This is a genomic window from Streptomyces oryzae, assembly GCF_017676365.1.
Lineage (GTDB): Bacteria > Actinomycetota > Actinomycetes > Streptomycetales > Streptomycetaceae > Streptomyces > Streptomyces oryzae.
This window is the reverse complement of record NZ_JADKMA010000056.1, coordinates 1-20,436: the sequence shown is the minus strand read 5'-3', so window position 1 is coordinate 20,436 and position 20,436 is coordinate 1. Positions and strand designations below refer to the sequence as shown.

Annotated in this window: 16 protein-coding genes; 11 read left to right on the top strand and 5 right to left on the bottom strand. The window is 73.5% G+C overall.

The genetic code is table 11. The annotated features are described in order from the left end of the window. The first annotated feature begins 30 nt into the window (after positions 1 to 30). The 5 genes from ITI46_RS13290 to mug are packed head-to-tail and all read left to right on the top strand — an operon-like array spanning position 31 to position 5,443. Positions 31 to 1,392 (top strand): hemolysin family protein, encoded by a 1,362-nt coding sequence (locus tag ITI46_RS13290; protein WP_209239721.1) that lies wholly within the window; start codon positions 31 to 33, stop codon positions 1,390 to 1,392. Beyond that, positions 1,389 to 2,399, top strand: a complete 1,011-nt coding sequence (locus tag ITI46_RS13285) for a hemolysin family protein (RefSeq protein ID WP_209239720.1) — start codon at positions 1,389 to 1,391, stop codon at positions 2,397 to 2,399. Before ITI46_RS13290 ends, ITI46_RS13285 begins: the two co-directional genes overlap by 4 nt. A 55-nt stretch (positions 2,400 to 2,454) precedes the next feature. Further along, the gene (locus ITI46_RS13280) at positions 2,455 to 3,399 is read left to right on the top strand and encodes an SGNH/GDSL hydrolase family protein (protein WP_372451926.1); all 945 of its coding nucleotides are present in this window, start codon (positions 2,455 to 2,457) and stop codon (positions 3,397 to 3,399) included. Between the two features lie 27 nt (positions 3,400 to 3,426). Continuing rightward, the gene (gene purB / locus ITI46_RS13275; protein ID WP_209239719.1) at positions 3,427 to 4,857 is read left to right on the top strand and encodes an adenylosuccinate lyase; all 1,431 of its coding nucleotides are present in this window, start codon (positions 3,427 to 3,429) and stop codon (positions 4,855 to 4,857) included. A gap of 31 nt (positions 4,858 to 4,888) precedes the next feature. Continuing rightward, positions 4,889 to 5,443: a G/U mismatch-specific DNA glycosylase gene (gene mug / locus ITI46_RS13270; protein ID WP_307808158.1), complete on the top strand. Its 555-nt coding sequence runs from the start codon at positions 4,889 to 4,891 to the stop codon at positions 5,441 to 5,443. Positions 5,444 to 5,457: 14 nt separating this feature from the next. On the opposite strand, the gene ITI46_RS13265 is transcribed toward mug, so the two are convergent. Beyond that, a complete protein-coding gene (locus ITI46_RS13265) occupies positions 5,458 to 5,871 on the bottom strand; it encodes a hypothetical protein (protein WP_209239718.1) in 414 nt (137 codons plus the stop codon). 152 nt (positions 5,872 to 6,023) lie between these two features. Between ITI46_RS13265 and ITI46_RS13260 the strand changes: the two genes are divergently transcribed. Continuing rightward, a complete protein-coding gene (locus ITI46_RS13260; RefSeq protein ID WP_209239717.1) occupies positions 6,024 to 7,184 on the top strand; it encodes an ROK family protein in 1,161 nt (386 codons plus the stop codon). 67 nt (positions 7,185 to 7,251) lie between these two features. On the opposite strand, the gene ITI46_RS13255 is transcribed toward ITI46_RS13260, so the two are convergent. Continuing rightward, entirely contained in the window at positions 7,252 to 8,007 is a 756-nt protein-coding gene (locus tag ITI46_RS13255; protein WP_209239716.1) for a GntR family transcriptional regulator, read from the bottom strand. Positions 8,008 to 8,231: 224 nt separating this feature from the next. Between ITI46_RS13255 and ITI46_RS13250 the strand changes: the two genes are divergently transcribed. Further along, entirely contained in the window at positions 8,232 to 9,005 is a 774-nt protein-coding gene (locus ITI46_RS13250; protein WP_209239715.1) for an SDR family oxidoreductase, read from the top strand. An 18-nt stretch (positions 9,006 to 9,023) separates the two neighbouring features. Here ITI46_RS13250 and sigJ read toward each other — a convergent pair whose 3' ends face one another. Next, positions 9,024 to 9,941: an RNA polymerase sigma factor SigJ gene (gene sigJ, locus ITI46_RS13245; protein ID WP_372451925.1), complete on the bottom strand. Its 918-nt coding sequence runs from the start codon at positions 9,939 to 9,941 to the stop codon at positions 9,024 to 9,026. A gap of 135 nt (positions 9,942 to 10,076) precedes the next feature. After that, the gene (locus ITI46_RS13240) at positions 10,077 to 13,211 is read right to left on the bottom strand and encodes a hypothetical protein (RefSeq protein ID WP_209239714.1); all 3,135 of its coding nucleotides are present in this window, start codon (positions 13,209 to 13,211) and stop codon (positions 10,077 to 10,079) included. Between the two features lie 272 nt (positions 13,212 to 13,483). Between ITI46_RS13240 and ITI46_RS13235 the strand changes: the two genes are divergently transcribed. The 4 genes from ITI46_RS13235 (at position 13,484) to ITI46_RS13220 (ending at position 18,743) form a co-directional block, all read left to right on the top strand. After that, positions 13,484 to 15,067, top strand: coding sequence for an alkaline phosphatase D family protein (locus ITI46_RS13235; RefSeq protein WP_209239713.1), 1,584 nt, complete (start codon positions 13,484 to 13,486; stop codon positions 15,065 to 15,067). Between the two features lie 19 nt (positions 15,068 to 15,086). Continuing rightward, complete coding sequence (locus ITI46_RS13230) at positions 15,087 to 15,605, top strand: DUF1990 domain-containing protein (RefSeq protein ID WP_209239712.1); 519 nt, start codon at positions 15,087 to 15,089, stop codon at positions 15,603 to 15,605. Between the two features lie 122 nt (positions 15,606 to 15,727). Then, positions 15,728 to 16,942, top strand: a complete 1,215-nt coding sequence (locus ITI46_RS13225; RefSeq protein ID WP_209239711.1) for a GNAT family N-acetyltransferase — start codon at positions 15,728 to 15,730, stop codon at positions 16,940 to 16,942. A gap of 88 nt (positions 16,943 to 17,030) precedes the next feature. Further along, complete coding sequence (locus ITI46_RS13220; protein WP_209239710.1) at positions 17,031 to 18,743, top strand: DUF885 domain-containing protein; 1,713 nt, start codon at positions 17,031 to 17,033, stop codon at positions 18,741 to 18,743. 146 nt (positions 18,744 to 18,889) lie between these two features. Here ITI46_RS13220 and ITI46_RS13215 read toward each other — a convergent pair. Continuing rightward, positions 18,890 to 20,436 (bottom strand): SbcC/MukB-like Walker B domain-containing protein (locus ITI46_RS13215; RefSeq protein ID WP_280634764.1); only part of this gene is annotated, 1,547 nt, incomplete at its 5' end.

Sequence of the window (20,436 nt, the reverse complement as noted above, 5' to 3'; positions counted from 1 at the left end):
GTCCCACGATGGGAAGGAGGTGAAGGGCCGATGACAGAAGTTCTGCTGCTGTTCGTGGCACTGCTGCTGTCACTGGCCTGCGGCGGTTTCGTGGCCGCCGAGTTCTCCCTCACGACCGTCGAGCGCAGCGAACTGGAGCGCGCCGAGCAGCGCGGCGACCGGGGCGCCAAAAGCGCGCTGGCGGCCGTGCGGTCCCTCACCTTCCAGCTCTCCGGGGCGCAGCTGGGCATCACCGTCACCAACCTGGTCGTCGGTATGCTCGCCGAGCCGTCGATCGCCAAGCTGATCGCCGGACCGCTCCGCTCGATGGGCGTACCGTCCTCCGCCTCTTCCTCTGCGGCGCTGGTGCTCGGCACGGGGCTCTCGACCGTCGTGCTGATGGTGGTCGGCGAGCTGGTGCCCAAGAACTGGGCGATCTCCCGCCCGCTGCCGGTCGCCCGCAAGGTGGCCACGCCGCAGCGGATCTTCTCGGCGGCCTTCCGCCCGCTGATCCGGCATCTGAACAACACCGCCAACCGGGTGCTGCTGCGCATGGGTCTGGAACCCACCGAGGAACTGGCCTCGGCCCGCTCGCCGCAGGAGCTGGTGGCACTGGCGCGGCACTCGGCGAAGGAGGGCGCGCTGGAGGAGGACACGGCCGATCTGTTCGTCCGCACCCTGCATCTGGCGGAGCTGACGGCGGAGAACGTGATGACGCCGCGCGTCCAGGTCACCTCGCTGGAGGTGCAGGCCACGGTGGAGGACGTCGCCAATGCCACCCGCGCCACCGGGCTGTCCCGCTTCCCGGTCTACCGGGGGAACCTGGACACCGTCGTCGGTATCGTCCGGATCAAGGATGTGCTGGCGGTGCCCGCCGCCGACCGGCGGCTGCGCCCGGTGACCGATCTGATGCGCGAGCCGCTGCTGGTGCCCGAGTCGCTGACCGTGGACCGGCTGCTGGACCAGCTCTCGGGCGGGGACCGCAGCATCGCGGTCGTCATCGACGAGTACGGCGGCACGGCAGGGGTCGTCACGCTGGAGGACATCATCGAGGAGGTCGTCGGCGAGGTCCGCGACGAGCACGACCCCCTGGAGGCGCCCGACCTGGCGCCCGCGGGACAGGACGCCGAGGGCCGGCACCTCTACGTCGCGGACGGCTCGGCCCGCATCGACCAGCTCCAGTCCATAGGGCTGCGCGCCCCGGAGGGCCCGTACGAGACGCTGGCGGGGCTGATCGCCACCGAGCTGGGACGGATTCCGGCCGCCGGTGACACGGTTTCGGTCGCCGGCTGGCAGATCGAGGTCATGGACGCGACCGGGCGCCGCGCCGCACAGCTGCGGCTGTACGGGCCGAGGCCGGGCGACGACCCGGCCGCGGCCGAGGACGGCGAGCGGGCGGAGGCACAGCGATGACACTGCTCCAGCTCTTGATCGGACTGCTGACGCTGGTCGCCAACGCGTTCTTCGTCGGCGCGGAGTTCTCGCTGATCTCCGTACGGCGCGCCCAGATCGAACCGCTGGCCGAGGACGGCGACAAGAAGGCACGCAAGGTGCTGTGGGGCCTGGAGCACGTGGCGCAGATGCTGGCCGCTGCCCAGCTCGGGATCACGCTGTGCACGCTGGTGCTCGGTGTCGTCGCCGAGCCGGCCATCGCCCACCTGCTGGAGCCGGTCTTCCACGCCATGGGCGTGGCGGACAGCGTGGCGCACGGCGTCTCCTTCGTGATCGCGCTGTCGCTGGCGACGTATCTGCACATGCTGCTGGGCGAGATGGTGCCGAAGAACATCGCGCTGGCCGGCCCCGAGCGGGCCGCGCTGCTGCTGGGCCCGCCGCTGGTGGCGCTGTCGCGGGCGCTGCGCCCGGTGATCTTCGCGGTGAACTCCTTCGCCAACGCGCTGCTCAAACTGATCCGGGTCGAGCCCAGGAGCGAGGTCGAGGCCGCGTTCTCGGACGACGATCTGGCGCAGATGGTCGCCGACTCCAGTGAGGCCGGACTGCTGGACGACCGCTCGACCGAGCGGCTGCGGGACGCGCTGGAGCTGGGCAGGCGGCCGATCGGCGATGTGGCGCAGCCGCTGCACAAGGTGGTCACCGCCGGCCGCGGTGTGACGCCCGAGGGCCTGGAGAACCTCTCGGCCCGCTCCGGGTTCTCCCGCTTCCCCGTGGTGGACGACGACGGGCGGGTGCTGGGCTATCTGCACGTCAAGGACGCGCTGGACGCCTCGCCCCGGGAGGCGCCGTTCCCGCTGACGGCGATGCGCCCCATCGCCCGGGTACGGGCCTCGCTGCCCCTGGACGACGTGCTGGGCGCGATGCGCTCCAGTGGCACCCACCTGGCAGCCGTCACAGGGCCGGACGGGCGGGCGACCGGTGTGGTGACGATGGAGGACGTGCTGCGGGAGCTGGTGGGCCGGGCATAGCCGCACCCCGGCGGGGGCGGCCGTTGCTCGGGGCAACGGGATACCATCGGCGACCGTGACCAGTGCAGCAGTTGCCGACTCCGCGGAAGCCATCCAACCGCCTCCCGCCTTCCGCTCGTTCGTCGCCCTCGGCGACTCCTTCACCGAGGGCATGTCCGACCTGCTGCCGGACGGCAGCTACCGCGGCTGGGCCGACCTGCTGGCGGCCCGGCTGGCGGAGCTGGAGCCGGAGTTCCGGTACGCCAACCTCGCGGTGCGCGGCAAGCTCATCGGGCAGATCGCCGCCGACCAGATCGCCCCGGCCGCCGCGATGCGGGCCGATCTGGTGACGCTGGTGGGCGGGCTCAACGACGTACTGCGGCCGGGCTGCGACACCGCGCGGGTGTGTGCACTGCTGGAGGAGTCGGTCGCCACGCTGGCGCCCGCCTGCGGGACGCTGGTGCTGATGCGCAGCCCGGGGCGCCGCGGTCCTGTGCTGGAGCGCTACCGGGCCCGGATGGAGCAGCTGTTCGATTTCATCGAGGGGCTGGGCGACCGGTACGGCGCGGTGGTGGTGGACCTCTTCGCCTCGGAGGCGCTGGGCGACCCCCGGATGTGGGCGGACGACCGGCTGCACCTCACCGCCGAGGGGCACCGGCGGGTGGCCGAGGCCGTCTGGCAGCGCCTGGGGCTGCCGGCGGAGAGCGACTGGAACGTCCCGCTGCCGCCTTCTGCCCCGCGCTCCTGGCCCGCCCGCCGCGTCGCGGACCTGCGCTTCGCCCGCACCCACCTGCTGCCCTGGATCGGCCGCCGCCTCACCGGCCGCTCCTCCGGCGACGGCCGGGCCCCCAAACGGCCCGAGCTGGCCCCTGTGGCAGCGGTAGCTGCGCCCCGAAGGGGCGCGGGGAACTCCGCGACGAGCCCTGGGGGCACCTCCCGGCCGGAGGCTGGGGGAGTGCCCGCAGCCTGCAACGAGCAGAAAGGGGCAGCTCCCTCCCAGCCAGGTGCGCCGCAGCCGTAGCGGAGCGGCACCGTAGACTCGGGCGACGTGAGTGACAAGCCCCGCATCCCGAACGTCCTGGCGTCCCGCTACGCCTCCCCCGAGCTGGTCCGTATCTGGTCCCCCGAGTCGAAAATCGTGCTGGAGCGGCAGCTGTGGCTCGCCGTCCTGAAGGCGCAGCAGGACCTGGGCATCGCCGTGCCGGAGGAAGCGCTGGCCGACTACGAGCGAGTGCTCGGGAACGTCGACCTCGACTCGATCGCGGAGCGCGAGAAGGTCACCCGGCACGACGTGAAGGCCCGCATCGAGGAGTTCAACGCGCTGGCCGGCCACGAGCACGTCCACAAGGGCATGACCTCGCGCGACCTCACGGAGAACGTCGAGCAGCTCCAGATCCGGCTCTCGCTGGAGCTGGTACGGGACCGCACGGTGGCGCTGCTGGACCGGCTGGGCACGCTGGCGGGTGAGCACGCGGAGCTGGTGATGGCGGGCCGCTCGCACAACGTCGCTGCGCAGGCCACCACGCTGGGCAAGCGGTTCGCGACGGGCGCCGACGAGCTGCTGGTCGCCTTCGAGCGGCTGGAGGAGCTGCTGCGCCGCTACCCGCTGCGCGGCATCAAGGGCCCCGTCGGCACCGCGCAGGACATGCTGGATCTGCTCGGGGGCGATCAGGAGCGGCTGACCGACCTGGAGCGGAGGATCGCCGAGCACCTCGGGTTCGGCCGGGTGTTCACCTCCGTCGGCCAGGTATATCCGCGCTCGCTGGACCACGAGGTGGTCACCGCACTGGTGCAGCTGGCCGGCGCCCCCTCGTCGCTGGCCAAGACGATCCGGCTGATGGCGGGCCAGGAGCTGGTGACCGAGGGCTTCAAGGAGGGGCAGGTCGGCTCCTCCGCGATGCCGCACAAGATGAACACGCGCTCCTGCGAGCGTGTCAACGGCCTGATGGTGATTCTGCGCGGCTACGCGTCCATGGCGGGCGAGCTGGCCGGCGACCAGTGGAACGAGGGCGACGTCTCCTGCTCAGTGGTGCGGCGGGTGGCGCTGCCCGACGCGTTCTTCGCCTTCGACGGAATGGTCGAGACGTTCCTGACGGTGCTGGACGAGTTCGGCGCCTTCCCTGCGGTGGTGGCCCGGGAACTGGACCGCTATCTGCCGTTCCTGGCGACGACGAAGGTCCTGATGGGCGCCGTGCGCGCCGGTGTCGGCCGGGAGGTGGCGCACGAGGCGATCAAGGAGCACGCGGTGGCCTCCGCGCTGGCGATGCGCAAGGGCGCCGAGCACAACGAGCTGCTGGACCGGCTCGCCGCCGACTCCCGTATCCCGCTGGACCGCGCGGCGCTGGGCGAGCTGATGGCCGACCGGCTGGCGTTCACCGGAGCGGCGGCCGCGCAGACGGCGGAGGTGGTCAGCCGTGTGCAGGAGGTCGCCGAGCTGCACCCGGAGGCCGCGGCGTACCGGCCGGGAGCGATCCTCTGAGTCCGCGGTGCGCCAGGGCGAGGGAGGAGCTGTGAGCCCGCGGTTCACCAAGCAGGAGCTGGAGGCGGCCCGCGGCAGGCTGGTGCCCGATGTGGCCGCCGAGGGGCTGCGGGTGCTGTTCTGCGGCATCAACCCGGGCCTGCTCTCGGCGGCGACGGGCCACCACTTCGCACGGTCCGGCAATCGCTTCTGGCCCACGCTGCACGCCTCCGGCTTCACCCCGCGCAGGCTGCACCCCGAGGAGGAGCAGGAGCTGCTGTCGTACGGGCTCGGCATCACCAACGTCGTCGCCCGGGCCACGGCGCGCGCCGACGAGCTGACCCGCGAGGAGTTCGCCGAGGGCGGCCGGCAGCTGGCGGAGAAGGTGTCGGAGCTGCGGCCCAACTGGCTGGCGGTGCTGGGGATAACGGCCTACCGCGCGGCCTTCGACGAGCCCGTGGCTGCGGTGGGCCCGCAGCAGCGGCTGGTCGGCGGGGTGCCGGTGTGGCTGCTGCCCAACCCCAGCGGTCTCAACGCGCATTACACGCCGTCCGCGCTGGCCGAGGAGTTCGGCAAGCTGCGGATGGCGGCCTCGGCCGAGGAGTGAGAGCCGCACCGCTCTCAGCCGAGGGCCACCGGTGCGCTGCGCCCCTGCTCCCCCGCCGCCGCGAGGAGTTGGAGTGGTATCCCCTCGCTACAGCGCGCCAGACCCACGCCCGTCCAGCGCCCGTCCACCGTCCACACGGTGAGCTCGGCGACCCGCCAGCACAGCGTGCGCTCGGGCTCGGGCAGCGAGGCCCCGCCCTCTGCGGCGGCGAGCAGATGCGGGCCCAGGTCGACGGTCCGCGGCTCGCCCCACTGCTGGGACAGCAGGGTGACCAGCGCCTCGTGGTCGGCCCGCACCTCCCGCTCGGCCTCCAGGAGTTCGACCGGATCGCCGTCCGGGTCCGGGTCCGCCGTACGTAACGTGACGACCCGCGCCCCGGACCCCGCGTGCAAGTGGCCGATGGCGGTGAGGTGGTGGGCAAGGTGCATGGGAACAGTCAACCTCCCGGCACTGACAGCCGGTTGACCGGCCCGCCCGGACGGGGGACGTACGGCCGGGCCATCGGGGTACCCCGGCCGCTCGCCGTCACTCCCCGAAGCGGTTACGATCCGCCCCACGCGCACATGCAGGGAGGCGGAGCGTGAGCAGGCTGACCGGAAGGGACCCGTCCCTGCTGCGGCGGATCAACTCCACGGTCGTGCTGCGGGCGCTGCGCGGCACCACGATCCCGGAGGCGCTGACCCTCACCGAGCTGGTGCACGCCACCGAGCTGTCCCGGCCCACCGTCGAGGGCGTGGTCGAGGACCTGATCGAGGCCGGACTGGTGGCCGAGGCCGCGGACGAACCGGTCCGGCCGGGCGGTACGGCGCGGCGCGGGCGCCCGGCGCGCCGGTTCCGGTTCCGGGCCGAGGCGGGCCAGTTGCTGGGCCTGGAGATCGGCCCGCACCGGGTGGCGGCCGTCCTGTCCGACCTGACCGGCCGCCTCACCGGGTCCCTCGCCCGAGAGGTCGAGGAGACGGCGCAGGCCGACGCACGGCTGGAGCGGGTCCGCAGCACCGTCGCCGAGCTGCTGCGCAGAACAGGCACCGCACGGGACACGCTGCGCGCGGTCGGCGTGGGCACCCCAGGCATCGTGGAGGCCGACGGCACGGTACGGCTCGGCACGGCACTGCCCGGCTGGACGGGGCTGGCACTGGGCGAGCGGCTGCGGCGGTCGTTCCGCTGCCCCGTACTGGTGGAGAACGACGCGAACGCCGCAGTGCTGGCCGAGCACTGGAAGGGCGCAGCACGCGGCGTGGACGACGTGGTGATGGTGCTCGCAGGGCTGAGCCCCGGAGCCGGTTCCCTGATCGGCGGACGGCTGCACCGGGGCTACGGCGGCGCGGCCGGGGAGATCGGGGCGCTGCACCTGCTCGGCCGCGAGGCCAGGCCCGAACGGCTGCTGTCCACGACGGACGAGCCGCTGCACCCGCTCGACGAGGCAGCAGTGGCAAGGGTGTTCGCACAGGCCAGAAGCGGTGACGAACGCGCACGCCGGGCCATGGACCGCTTCCTGGCCCGCCTGGTGCACGATGTGGCGGCCCTGGTCCTGGCCCTGGACCCCGAACTGCTGGTGGTCGGTGGCTGGGCCTCCGGCCTGGACGGCGTACTCGACCCGCTCCGCGCCGAGTTGGAACGCTACTGCCTGCGCCCACCACGCGTGGCCCTCTCCCGCCTGGGCGAAACCGCGGTCGCCACAGGGGCCCTACGTGTCGCCCTGGACCGCGCGGAGAGCGAACTCTTCACCCTGGAGGAACCTTAAGAACGCGCCCCGACAGGAGCAAGACCCCACTCGCAGCCTGCGACGCGCAGCAAGGCGCACCCCCTCCTCAGCTGGCGAGCAGAGAAACATCCTCGCTGTCACTGAACGAGAGCCGACAGGTGTCGGCGCGATAAGTGGCGACGGAAACCGCCGCCGTCCCACCCTCGGAGAGATACCGCGTCGTGACGACGAGAACGGGCGCGCCGGGCAACCGGTCAAGTCGGCGTGCGTCATCGGCGCGTGCCGACCCCAGCTCGACCGTGCGGTCCTGCCCCACGAGCTGCAGCCGGTGCAGCTCCCGCAGCACCGTGCGGGCCCGCGCCGAACCGTCCGGCTCCTGGTCGGCGCCCGGCGGGAGGGCGGGGACGGAATCCGGGTGCACGTACAGCACCTCGGACGCCACCTGCTGGCCGCCGGTCATCCGCCCGCGCCGCACCGCGTGCACCGCCGTGTCGGCCGCCACCCCCAGCATGCGGACCACGGCCGCGGGAGCCGGGGCCCGCTCGTGGTCCTCGGCCTGCCAGGCGTCGCCCGGCGCTCCGGGCCAGGTGTGGGGGCCGGCCTCGGAACCGACGTCCACTCCCACGCGCGGCGGCGCGACAGTGGTGCCAACGCCGCGGCGGCGCTGGAGGCGGCCTTCCAGCTCCAGCTGTTCGAGGGCCTGGCGGAGGGTCGCTCTGGCCACGCCGAAGCGGGCGGCCAGCTCGCGCTCGTTCGGCAGGATCTCACCGACCGCGAACTCGGAGTCGAGCGCGTCGGAGAGCACGGTCTTCAAGTGCCAGTACTTCGGCTCCGGCACCGTCTCCAGCTGCGTGGTCCCCACCCTTGCCTCCGCAATCCCCGTACGCCCTGCGGGCGATGTGTGGCGGTGTTTTATGCGTCCTTGTTTTTTAAAGGACCTTGCGTATGCCTCCCGACCATAGGACGGCCCCCACCCTTGGTCAAGACCAATGCCCGCGCCCACACCCTTGCCGAGCTGGGAACGGGCTGCTTTGATCGATCATCGATCAAAGCACCCGCACCGGCCATCGACGCCCGGAGGACCCCATGGCACGCCCCCGCACCCCCGCCTCCCTTCAGCAGGTCACGGTCGTCACCGGCGGCAGCCGGGGCATCGGCGCCGCGACGGCCCTGCGGCTGGCCCGGGACGGCCACCATCTGGGCATCGGCTACTCGACGGACGAGGAGGCGGCCGAGCGGGCCGCGGCGGCCGTGCGCTCGGCGGGCGGCGAAGCCGTCACCGTCCGGCTGGACACCAGCGAGGCGGCCGGCGTCGACCGGCTCTTCGACACCGTGCGGGAAGCGCTCGGCCCGGTCACCGGGCTGGTCAACAACGCGGGCGTCTCCGGGCCGCTCGGCCGGTTCACCGAGACCTCGCCGGAGGTGATGCGCCGGGTCGTGGACGTCAATGTGACGGGGGCGCTGCTGTGCGCGCGGCGTGCGCTGCGCGAGCTGTCCACCGCGTACGGCGGGCCGGGCGGCGCGATCGTGAACGTCTCCTCGTCCGCCGCGACTCTCGGATCCCCCGGCGAATACGTGCACTATGCGGCTTCGAAGGCGGCCGTCGACGCCATGACGGTGGGCCTGGCCAAGGAGTTCACGGGCGAGGGTGTGCGGGTCAACTGCGTCCAGCCCGGATCCGTACTGACCGGGATGCACGCGAAGATGGGCGACCCGGACCGGGCGTGGAAGAAGGCCGGGATCACTCCGGCCCGGCGCCCGGGCGAACCGGAGGAGATCGCCGACGCCGTCGCCTGGCTGCTCTCCGACGAGGCGTCGTACGTCTCGGGCGCCGTACTGCGGGTCGCGGGCGGCCTGTGAGCGCGGGCCGCCCCGCGGTCACTCCCCGGCGCCCTCCAGGTGGGCGAGCTTGCCCGGGTTCCGGTTGACGTAGACGGCCTGCACGAGGCCGTCGGCCACGTCCAGGGAGAAGACCGTGTCCGGGCGGCCCTCGTAGGTCACCAGCGCCGCAGGACCGCCGTTGAGCTCCAGGAGCCGGAAACCGAACGCGGGGTCCTGCGCCCCTTCCGGGGCGACGGCGGCCAGGAAGCGGCTGACCTTGTCGGCGCCGAGGATGACGCGGCGCGGCGCCTTGGCGCCGTCCGCGCTGTCGGAGACCATCCGCACGTCCGGGGCCAGCACCGAGACCAGCCCCTGCACATCGCCCTCCGTCGCGGCCTTGAGGAAGCGCTCGGTCAGGTCGCGCTGGAGCTCGGGGTCGACCTCGAACCGCGGCTTGCGCTCCGCCACGTGCCGCCGCGCGCGCCCCGCGAGCTGGCGCACGGCGGGCTCCCCGCGCTCCAGCGTCTCGGCGATCTCGGCGTACGGGAAGCCGAACGCCTCGCGCAGCACGAAGACGGCCCGCTCCAGCGGCGAGAGCGATTCCAGCACCACCAGCACGGCCATCGAGACCGACTCGGCCAGCATCACGCGTTCCGCGCCGTCCTGCTGCCGGGCAGCGGGGGCCGGAGCCAGGTCTGTGACCAGCGGCTCGGGCAGCCAGGAGCCGACGTATGCCTCGCGCCTGGACTGGGCCTGGCGGAGCCGGTCGATGGCCAGCCGGGTGGTGATGCGTACCAGATAGGCGCGCGGCTCGCGCACCTGCGCGTGGTCGACCGCCGACCACCGCAACCATGCCTCCTGCACCACGTCCTCGGCATCGGCCACCCGGCCCAGCATCCGGTAGGCCACCCCGTCGAGCACCGGCCGGTGCTCCTCGAAGACCTCGGTCACCTCAACGGTCAGGTCAGCGCTCACCTTGTCATCATGCCACCGGGAGAGGAGGCGGGGCCGTGCGGGCCCTCCGTTGGGCCGGTGAGGGAGTGCTGCTGTCCGTCGGTTGCGAGCTGCGGGTGCTCCCCCGGCCTCCGGCCAGGAGGTGGGCGCAACCGGTCAGCTCAGTGCGGCCTCGATGCGGAGTTCCAGGGCACCGGCTTCGCTCATTCTTTCCGTGACGACGCCGTTCGGGTCCGGTGTGCCGGCCGGGTATGCGGCGCGTACCCGGGTGAGGCGGGTGACGGCCTGGTCGTAGCGGCCCAGGTCCACCTCGAGCGCGGCAGCCCGCAGCTCCGCGCTCGTCGCCTCGTGCAGCCCGGCCTCACCGCAGGCGTGGAACGCCGTCACGGCGCGATCCGCGTACTCGATGCCCCGCGCATAACAGTCCAGCGCCGCGGCGCCCTGCTCGCCGGGGGCGGGGGCCGTGGGCACCGAGACCGCCTCGATCAGCAGCTCAGCGGTCTGCCGGTGGGTGTGCCCCGTCTCCAGGCGGAGCCGGAGCCGCTGTTCGTCCTCCAGTGTCCGCTCCGGGTCGTGCAGCACGGCGGCGATCTCGTTCTGCGCCGCGTCCATGAAGCGCAGCGACTCCTCCATCGGCGCGCCCGACTCCATCGCCAGCCAGCCACGGGCGTGCAGCGTACGGATCACCGCGTGCGGGTCGCCCAGGGCGCGCCACAGCTCCTCGGCCCGCCCGTACAGCTCGGCCGCGGCGGCGTACTGCGCGGAGGCGCGATGGGTGTCGGCCGCCAGGTGGGTGACGACGGCGTGCCCGTTCCGGTCCTGCCACGGGTGCGGCAGATCGGCGGCGCGGCGCAGCAACCCGGCCGCGGCCCGGAGCTGTTCGGGCCGCGCACAGGACTGGCCGAGCCAGACGCACGCCTGCACGATGCCGGGTTCGTCGGCGGACTCCAGCAGTTCGCCGAGGGCTGCGACAAGGACGGACGCCGCCTCGTCGGGCTGTTCGAGGGCGAGCAGACAGCCGCCGAGCCGCAGCCTGGCGCGCACGGCCTCGTCGCCGCCGTCCGAGAGCTGGAGCGCGTGCACGGCGTGCCGCAGGGATTCGGCCTCCTCGGCGAGCAGGCCCTGGGCCGCGTGCACATCGGCGTGCATCAAGTGGAGGCGCGCGAGGTCCGCCGGGGTGCGCCGGGGTGCGCCCGCCCGCTCGTGCAGGGCGCCGCGCAGCACCTCGGCGGCGCGCTTGTGGTCGCCGGTCTCCATCAGCAGCCGGGCGAGGGCGAGTTCGGGCCCGGTGGCCGACCACGGCCGGCCCGCCTCGTGGAAGAGCTCGGCGGCCTCGGCCAGCAGCTCACCGGCGCGTACGGCGTCGCCGCGCTGTGCCGCCAGCCGTCCCCGGGTCTCGGTGGCCTCGGCGATCCGGGCGCGGACGGCGGGCTCGTCGCTGTCGGGCAGCGCGAGGGCGACGAGGTGGGCCAGCTCGGCGTCGAGCTCGTCGGCCGCGTGACCCAGCGGGTCGGTGGCGTCGTCCGGCTGTTCCGCGTCGGCGCCGGGGCCCGAGTCGGCGGCATGCGCCTGCGCCTGGTTGGCCGGGTTCGCCGCGTCGAAGGGCGTACCTCCGTCCCCCTCCCCCTCCTGGGTGCCGCCGAGGTCGTGTGCCTGGAGCCGGGCGCGGGTCAGCAGCACGGCAGTGGCGTGCCGGGTGCCGATGCGGCCCTCGTCGTGCAGGTGTTCGGCCTCCGCGCACAGCGCGTCGACGGACTCGGGCGGAACGGCCGTTCCCTCGGGCGCGAAGGAGGCGGCGAAGACGGCGCGGGCCCGGCATGCGAGGGCCTCGCCCGGCAGCTCAGCGCCGGCGAAGAGGCTCGCCGCCTCGGTGAAGCGCGCAGCGGCCGCCGCCGGGTCGGTGCGGGCCAGCTCCATGGCCCGGTGGTCGAGGAGTTCGGCCCGCTCGGCCTGGCCGAGCCGGACGCCGGTGCGGGTCACGGCATCGGCCAGCGCTGCCCACCGGGCCGCCGCGTCCGGATGTCCGATGGCGCTCAGCTGCCGCGCCTCTTCCAGCAGCTGCTGAGCGTCCGCGGTCTCCGTCTCGGCCTCCGTCCGGCCCCCGGCGGGCGGGAGCCGCACCGCTCCCACCCCCAGCGGAAGGTGCCGGACCAGTGGGGCCGCCGCGATGCGGGCACGGACGGCCGTACCGTGCACCGTGGTGCCGGCGCGCTGGTCGAACCGGTCCGCCACGTCCTGAGCCCGGGACGCGGCGTGCTCCAGCAGTGCGGCGGCGTCCCAGTCCCGGCCCGCGGGGCCGGGGACGGGGAGGGTGCCGTGGCCGAGCTCGTCGAGCCGCCGCATCAGCAGTGCCACGGCGGACATCCACGCCTCGTGTCCCGGGGCATCCTCCTGCTGTTCCCAGCACGACGCGTCCTGCTCGGCGAGGATCTCCAGCCCCCGTGGCTCGTTGCCGGTCCGGGCGCAGAACTCCACGTGCCGGGCCAGTGTGGCGCGGTCGGCAGGTGCCTGACGGGCCAGCAGGTAGCCGGCGAGGTGCCGGCTGCGGGCCTCGGCGGTGCGGCCGAGGCGCAGCAGCGGGGCCAGTGAGGCGGCCAGTGCGTACGGCTGCCGGCTGGCGCACGGGTACTCGCCGCGCAGCACCGGCTCCCACATCCGCAGCGCGGCCTCGTCCTCGGCGGTGCCGGAGCCGGGCCTCTCGGCCTCCGCCTCCTCCGCGCGGGCTGCGTGTGCCCGGCCGCGCCAGGTCAGCTCACAGCTCGCGCAGTCGGCGCTGCGGTCGCGTTCCGCCTCCAGCCAGTCGTCGTAGGCGCGGGCCGCGCGCGGCCGGTCGCCGAAGGACTGCGCTGCCAGGAACTCCCGTGCGTGTACGGCCCGTTGGGACAGCTCCGCCTCGGCGTGGCTGCGGGCCATCAGGGCGAGCCACTCGTCGATGTCGGCGGCGGGTGTCTCCGGGTCGGCGATCAGGTCCTCAACCGCCCATCTGAGGGACCACAGCAACGCGAAAGCGGTATCGGCGTCGAATGCTTCGGGGTCCTCGTCCCACAGCCGCAGCGCCCGCGCGACGGGGGCCGGAGTGGTGCGCGCCGCGATGCCGAAGGCGCGGCCGGCGGCCAGCTGCAGCAGCGCGGCGGCCAGCGCCCCTCGCCCCTCTCCGGTGCCCGCCTGCGCCAGTGCCTCCGCCTCCGCGACCAGCGCCTCCGCCCGGGCGACGCGCTCGGGGCCGTGCGGTGCGCCGCTCCACGCCCGGATGTCCGCACGGAGCTGGGCAGGCGTACGGCTGGTGGTCATCGGGCCTCCTGGGCCGGGGTGGAGCGAGCGGGCAGCATGCGGGTGGAGTTGTCCGTGAAGCGGCATCCTAGGCGCCGGAAGGTATCGGACACACGGAGTCGCACCGCCCCCTTCTGTCCGGTGTGACACCGGTGTTCACTGAGGCTTCGTGTGTACGGCACACGGACGGGATACAGGTACGACGGGATACGGGATACAGGTAACACAGGCAACAGCCGATGCCTGCGTACCGCAGACAACTCCGACACCGCATGTTTCAAGGAGGCCCGCACATGGCACAAGGCGATCCGGCGACCGGCAGATCCCCCGCGCGGCGCGCAGTGCTGCGCGGCACGGTCGGCGCGGGCGCGGCCCTGTCGTTGCCGCTGCTCAGCGCCGCGGCACCCGCGCAGGCGCGGCGTGGCCGCCCGGCAGCCGAGTGGGGCGTACAGGCCGGGGACGTGACGATGTCCTCCGGGCTGGTGTGGGTACGTGCGGACCGCCCGGCGCGGATGGTGGTGGAGACGGCGGCCACCGAGGCGTTCCGTAACCCGAAACGGTGGTACGGCCCGGTCGTGGGCCCGGACACCGACTTCACGGGGCGCACCGCGCTGCACGGGCTGCCGCCGGGCGAGCAGATCCACTACCGGGTGACCCTGACCGACCCCGACGACCCGCGGCGAGCGGGCCGGCCGGTGGAGGGTAGGTTCCGTACGGCACCGGCGCGCAGGAGCGATGTGCGCTTCCTGTGGTCGGGTGACCTGGCGGGCCAGGGCTGGGGCATCAACCCGGACCGTGGCGGCTACCCGATCTTCGATCAGATGCGGAAGCTGAACCCGGATTTCTTCCTCAACAGCGGTGACACCATCTACGCCGACTCCCCCATCCAGGAGCGGGTCGAGTTGCCGGACGGCGGAGTGTGGCGGAACGTCACCACCGAGGAGAAGTCCAAGGTGGCCGAGACACTGGCGGAGTTCCGCGGCAACTTCCGCTACAACCTGCTGGCCGAGAATCTGCGCCGGTTCAACGCGCAGGTCCCGTGGATCGTGCAGTGGGACGACCACGAGGTGCTGAACAACTGGTATCCGGGCGAGATCCTGGACGACGACCGCTACACCGAGAAGGACGTCTCCACCCTCGCGTCCCGCTCGCTCCGGGCCTTCAGCGAGTACTTCCCCGTCAGCACGCTGCCGCCGAAGGACGAGGAGGGCCGCGTCTACCGGGTGCTGCGGCACGGCCCGCTGCTGGACGTCTTCGTCCTGGACATGCGCGCCTACCGGAACGCCAACTCGCCGGGCCGCCAGCCGGACGAGACCCAGGGCATCCTGGGCGAGCGGCAGCTCGAGTGGCTCAAGCGGGAGCTCTCCCGGTCCCGTGCGGTGTGGAAGGTGATCGCCTCGGACATGCCGCTGGGGCTGGTCGTGCCGGACGGCAAGACCGATTTCGAGGCGGTCGCGCAGGGCGATCCTGGTGCACCGCTCGGCCGTGAGCTGCAGATCGCCGAGCTGCTGCGGCACATCAAGCACCAGCGGATCACCGGCACGGTGTGGTTCACCACGGACGTGCACTACACCTGTGCGCAGCGGTACGACCCCGACCGTGCGGCGTTCAAGGACTTCGCGCCGTTCTGGGAGTTCGTCTCCGGGCCGCTGAACGCGGGCGGGTTCGGCGCGCTGAAGCTGGACGGCACCTTCGGACCGGACCAGAAGTTCATCAAGGCACCGACCCGCCCCAACACGCCGCCCACCGAGGGCGGGCAGTATTTCGGCCAGGTGGACATCGACGGCTCGACCGGCGAGTTGACGGTCCGGCTGCGCGAGGAGAGCGGGGCGGTGCTGTTCACCAAGGTCCTCCAGCCCGGCCGGGTGGGCCAGTAGCGCGGGCGGGGCGCAGGCCGTGAGCGCGCAGCACCCCGGCTACAGCTACCGGCCGGTGGGCCGCACCGCGCACCGGGTGACGCCGCCCGGCTTCCGTCCGCTGTGCGTACGCACCCGGCTGGGCACCGGCGAGGCCGTCTTCACGGCGGCCTCGCGGGCCCTGCTGGAGTGGCGCATGCACCGGGCGATGGGCGTACGGGTGGAGACGGACGCGGACCGGGCGGCACCCGGCGTGCTGGTGACGGTCGGTCTGGGCGTGGGGCGGCTGCGGGTACAGGGGCCGTGCCGGGTGGTGTGGGCCGTCGAGGAGGAGCGGCGGGCCGGTTGGGCGTACGGCACGCTGCCGGGGCATCCGCAGCGCGGGGAGGAGGCGTTCCTGGTCGAGTACGCCGAGGACGGCCGGGTCTGGCTGACGGTGTGGGCCTACAGCAGGCCCGCACTGTGGTGGACCCGCGCCGCCGGCCCCGTCGTGCGGGTCCTGCAGCAGCTGTACGGGCACCGGTGCGGGCAGGTGCTGCGGCGGCTGGTGCGGGAGTGACCGCACTCGGATGAACGCTCAACAGATGGCCTAAAAGGGACGTTTGACCGCCAGCCGCTCTTTTTACGCACCCGTCATACATCGTTCGTGGTCAGGCAATGACCGTCCCGCAGGGTGGCCCTATGGCTGATGACTCCGCCGCGAAGAAGACCGGCACCGCCACCGGCGCGAGCGCGCGCCCCTGGCACCGTGCCACGCTGGCCGCGCGGAACGGCTGGCAGGCATGGCGCACCCGGCAGCCGTACGGCGAACGTCCCAGCAGGAGCACCGCGTCCGACGGCGAGTCGTGCTCCCAGGACGCCACCGCGCTGTGGCGGGTACGGACGACCGTGCGCGAGGAACCCGGCTCCCTCGCACGGGTGTGCAGTGCGCTGGCGGCGGGCCGAGTCGACATCCTCACGCTCCAGACCCACCCGCTCGGCGACCGCACCGTGGACGAGTTCCTGCTGCGCACCCCGGCGGCGCTGGAGCCGCACGAGCTGGCCCGGCTGCTGTCGGAGGCGGGCGGCAGCGAGACCTGGACCGAGCGGGCCGACACCCACGACCTGGTGGACACCCCGACCCGCGTCCTCGGCCTGGCCACCAGGGCAGCCCTGGACACCGCCGAACTCCCGCTGGCCCTGCGGACGTTGCTGGGCCGCTGCACCATCCGGTCCGTCCCCGGCGACACCCCGGCAGAGGGCACACTGGAGGGTACGCTGCTGCGCCTGCCCGACCCTGCCGGAGGAGAGATCGTCGTGGAACGGCACCATGTGCCCTTCACCCCCACCGAGTTCGCGCGGGCGCAAGCCCTGGTGGAGCTGGACGCGCGGCTGGGCCGGCGTACCCCGCGCGAGCAGCAGGCCCTCACCCTGCCCGAGGGACGGGACGTCACCATCCGCCGCGCCGACGAGGGTGATCTGGAGGCCGCGCTGGCCATGCACGCCCGCTGCTCGAAGGAGACGCTCGGCCGGCGCTACCACGGCCCCGTCAAGGACGCCGACCGCTATCTGCGGCATCTGCTCTCCCCACGGTTCGGCCGCACCCTCGCCGTGGAGTCACCAGCGGGCGAGCTGGTGGCGCTGGGACATCTGCTGTGGGACGGCGACGAGACCGAGGCGGCGCTGCTGGTCGAGGACGCCTGGCAGCGCAGGGGCATCGGCTCGGCGCTGCTGCGGCGGCTCGTCGCAATGGCGAGCGAGGCCCGGTGCGAGAGCGTCTACGCCGTCACCCACTCGTCCAACACGGGCATGGTCGCCGCGATGCGCGGTCTCGGGCTGCCGCTCGACTATCAGGTCGAGGAGGGCACCCTGGTGGTGACCGCCGCGCTGACGCCCGCCGCGATGGCGCCGCGCTGATCGCCGCCCCGGCACCGAGCCGTCCTCCTGCCCAGGCGGGCTCGGCCTGGTGCTGACGGCGAGGGCACCGGCATACGAGGATGGGCCCATGTCCGATGCGATCAACACAGCGACCCCCGGCCCCCTGCCGCGCCAGGTGGCCGACACCTACGTCGACGCGCTCGTCGAACTCGACCCGATCACCGGCACCTACCTCGGGGTGCCCGAGAGCCACAGCAAGCTGCCCGACTTCTCGCCCGCCGGCCAGGAGGCGATGGCCGTACTGTGCCGCACCACCCTGGAGGAGCTGGCAGCGGCTCAGGAGCGGCCCGGCGGCGACAGCGACGAGGAGCGGCGCTGCGCACGGCTGCTGCGCGAGCGGCTGACCGCCGATCTGGCCGTCCACGAGGCGGGCGAGGGGCTGCGCGCCATCAGCAACATCCACTCGCCGCTGCACTCGGTGCGCGGCATCTTCACCGTGATGCCGTCCGAGACGGAGGAGGACTGGAAGGCGGTCGCCGACCGGATGCGGGCGATGCCTCTCGCACTCGACGGCTACCGCGCCTCCCTCGCCGAGGGGCTGTCCCGCGGCCTGTACGGCGGGCCCCGCCAGGTCTCCACGGTGCTGGGCCAGCTGGCGCAGTGGCTGGGCGAGAAGGACGCGGAGGACGACCGCGGCTGGTTCGCCCAGTTCGCCGGCGGCTGCCCCGACGCCCTCCGCTCCGAGCTGGGCGAGGCCGCCGCCGAGGCCACCCGCGCCGTCGCCGAGCTGCGCGACTGGCTGCGGGACGTGTACGCACCCGGCATCGCGCGCGCCCCCGAGATCGTGGGCCGCGAGCGGTACGCACTCTGGTCGCGCTACTGGAACGGCGCCGACCTCGATCTGGAAGAGGCGTACCGCTACGGCTGGGAGGAGTTCCACCGGCTGCTCGCCGAGATGCGCGCCGAGGCGCAGAAGATCCTCCCCGGCGCGAAGACCCCCTGGGAGGCGCTGCGCCACCTGGACACGCACGGCGAGGCCATCGAGGGCGTCGAGGCGGTACGCGAATGGCTCCAGGGGCTGATGGACGAGGCCATCACAGCGCTGGACGGCACCCACTTCGAGCTGGCCGATCCGGTCCGCCGGGTGGAGGCCCGGATCGCCCCGCCCGGCAGCGCCGCAGCGCCGTACTACACCCAGCCGTCGCTGGACTTCTCCCGGCCGGGCCGCACCTGGCTGCCCACCATGGGCGAGACCAGGTTCCCGGTCTACGACCTGGTCACCACCTGGTACCACGAGGGCGTGCCGGGCCACCATCTGCAACTCGCGCAGTGGACGTACGTCGCCGACAGGCTCTCCCGCTATCAGACGACCGTCGGCATGGTCAGCGCCAACGCCGAGGGCTGGGCGCTGTATGCCGAACGGCTGATGGACGAGCTGGGCTTCCTGACCACGGCCGAGCGGCGGCTGGGCTACCTCGACGCCCAGATGATGCGCTCCACCCGGGTGATCGTCGACATCGGTATGCATCTGGAGCTGGAGATCCCCGCGGACTCCCCCTTCCACCCCGGCGAGCGCTGGACCCCCGAGCTCGCGCAGGAGTTCTTCGGCATGCACAGCGGGCGTCCCGCGGACTTCGTGGAGAGCGAGCTGGTCCGCTACCTGGGCATTCCGGGCCAGGCCATCGGCTACAAACTGGGCGAGCGCGCGTGGCTGGAGGGCCGCGATGCGGCGCAGCGCGAGCGCGGCGCCGCCTTTGATGCCAAGGCGTGGCACATGGCGGCCCTCTCCCTGGGGTCGCTGGGGCTGGACGACCTGGTCGCGGAGCTCTCGGTGCTGTGAGCTGATGCTCCTGCTGCTTGGTGACGGTGCCGGATCCGCCCTGGGCCGGGGTGGGTTCGGCGCCTGGGTGGTGCGGCGGGGGTGCTCCCCCAGCCTCCGGCCGGGCGGCGCCCCCAGTCGCGGCGGTGAAAGGGGGGAACAGGGGGTCAGACGTCCGTCGGGGCGGTGTGGTGGCGCAGTGTGGAGCCGGACCGTGACTTGACGACCTCCAGTTGTGCGGGCACCCGCTGCCGCAGATCGCCCACATGGCTGACGATGCCCACGCAGCGGTCCCTCTCGCGCAGCGAGTCCAGCACGTCAAGGACCTCGTCCAGCGTCTGCTCGTCCAGGCTGCCGAAGCCCTCGTCGATGAAGAGGGTCTCCAGCCGGGTGCCGCCGGCTTCCTCGGTCACCACGTCGGCGAGGCCGAGGGCCAGCGCGAGGGAGGCGAAGAACGTCTCCCCGCCGGAGAGCGTGGCGGTGTCCCGCTCGGCGCCCGTCCAGGCGTCCACCACATGCAGCCCGAGCCCGGATCTGCCGCGGCCTGAGGTGCGTTCGTCGGAGTACACCAGCGTGTAGCGGCCGCCGGACATCCGGGCGAGCCGCGCCGAGGCGGCACCGGCGACCTGTTCGAGCCGGGCGGCCAGCACATACGACTCCAGCCGCATCCGGCGCTCGTTCTCCGCCGAGGTGCCCGCCGCGAGCCCGGCCAGCCGGGCGATGCGGTCGTAGGCCGTACGCAGCGGGGCCAGCCGCCGCGCGCCGGCGGCGGCGCGCTCGCCCAGTTCGTCCAGGGCCTGCACCCGTCCGCGCGCCGCATGGTGCTCGGCGTCGGCTGCGCGAAGCCGCGCCTCGGCCGCCTCGGCGGCGGCCTGGGCCGCCTCCGGTCGCGCCGCGGGCCTGGCGGCCGCAGCGGCGAGCGCGGGGTCGGCCAACTCCTCGCGTACTGCCGCCGCTTCGGCCTGCCACCGCTCCAGCCGGGCGCGCAGCTCGCGCTGTTCGGGCTCGGGCAGCACGGCCTGCTCGGCATCGCCGGGGTCGGCGAAACCGGCCCTGCGTGCGGCGTCCGCCAGCTGTGCGGCGGAGTCCGTGAGCCGTTCGGCGGTGCCGACGGCCGTGCGGGCGGCCTCAGTTGCCTGGGAGAGCAGTCCGACGCGGCGCTCGAGTTCGGCGAAGCGCGCTGCGACGCTGGGTGCCCCGCCGCGTGCCTTGGCCAGCCGCTCGGTGAGGGCAGCCAGCTCCCGCTGGAGCGCATCCCGCGTGGAGGTGCGGGCCGCGGCACGGCGCTCGGCGTCCTGACGCGCTGTCTGCCGCTCGGCATGCTCGCGCTCGGCCGCCGCCAGCGCCTCACGGGCCTCGTGCGCCCCGGACGCCTGAGTGTGGGCCCGCGCGTGCTCGTGCTCCAACGCGACGACGGCGGCGGCCAACGCTTCGGTGCCGGCGTCCGGATCCGCTGCGGGGCGTGCGTCTTCAGGGGGCAGAGCTTGCTTCGCCGAACCGGCGCCTTCTCCCGGCCCGGCCCACTTCGCAGAGCCTGCGTCTTTCCCGGCCCCGGCGCCCTTCGCCGAGCCGGTGCCTCCCCCCAGCCCGACACCCTCCGCTGCTCCTGTGGCTCCCCCCGGCCCAGCGGCCTCGACCGAGCCAGCATCTCCCCCGCGCCCAGCGGCCTTCGCCGAACCGATGCCTTCCCACTGCCCGGCGCCCATCGCCGACC

What these genes read in the sequence shown, in the direction of transcription:
- ITI46_RS13265 (WP_209239718.1), bottom strand. Translation starts at nt 5,871, where the DNA reads ATGCACCTTGCCCACCACCTCACCGCCATCGGCCACTTGCACGCGGGG.
- ITI46_RS13250 (WP_209239715.1), top strand. Translation starts at nt 8,232, where the DNA reads ATGGCACGCCCCCGCACCCCCGCCTCCCTTCAGCAGGTCACGGTCGTC.
- ITI46_RS13235 (WP_209239713.1), top strand. Translation starts at nt 13,484, where the DNA reads ATGGCACAAGGCGATCCGGCGACCGGCAGATCCCCCGCGCGGCGCGCA.
- ITI46_RS13225 (WP_209239711.1), top strand. Translation starts at nt 15,728, where the DNA reads ATGGCTGATGACTCCGCCGCGAAGAAGACCGGCACCGCCACCGGCGCG.
- ITI46_RS13290 (WP_209239721.1), top strand. Translation starts at nt 31, where the DNA reads ATGACAGAAGTTCTGCTGCTGTTCGTGGCACTGCTGCTGTCACTGGCC.
- ITI46_RS13285 (WP_209239720.1), top strand. Translation starts at nt 1,389, where the DNA reads ATGACACTGCTCCAGCTCTTGATCGGACTGCTGACGCTGGTCGCCAAC.
- ITI46_RS13220 (WP_209239710.1), top strand. Translation starts at nt 17,031, where the DNA reads ATGTCCGATGCGATCAACACAGCGACCCCCGGCCCCCTGCCGCGCCAG.
- ITI46_RS13240 (WP_209239714.1), bottom strand. Translation starts at nt 13,211, where the DNA reads ATGACCACCAGCCGTACGCCTGCCCAGCTCCGTGCGGACATCCGGGCG.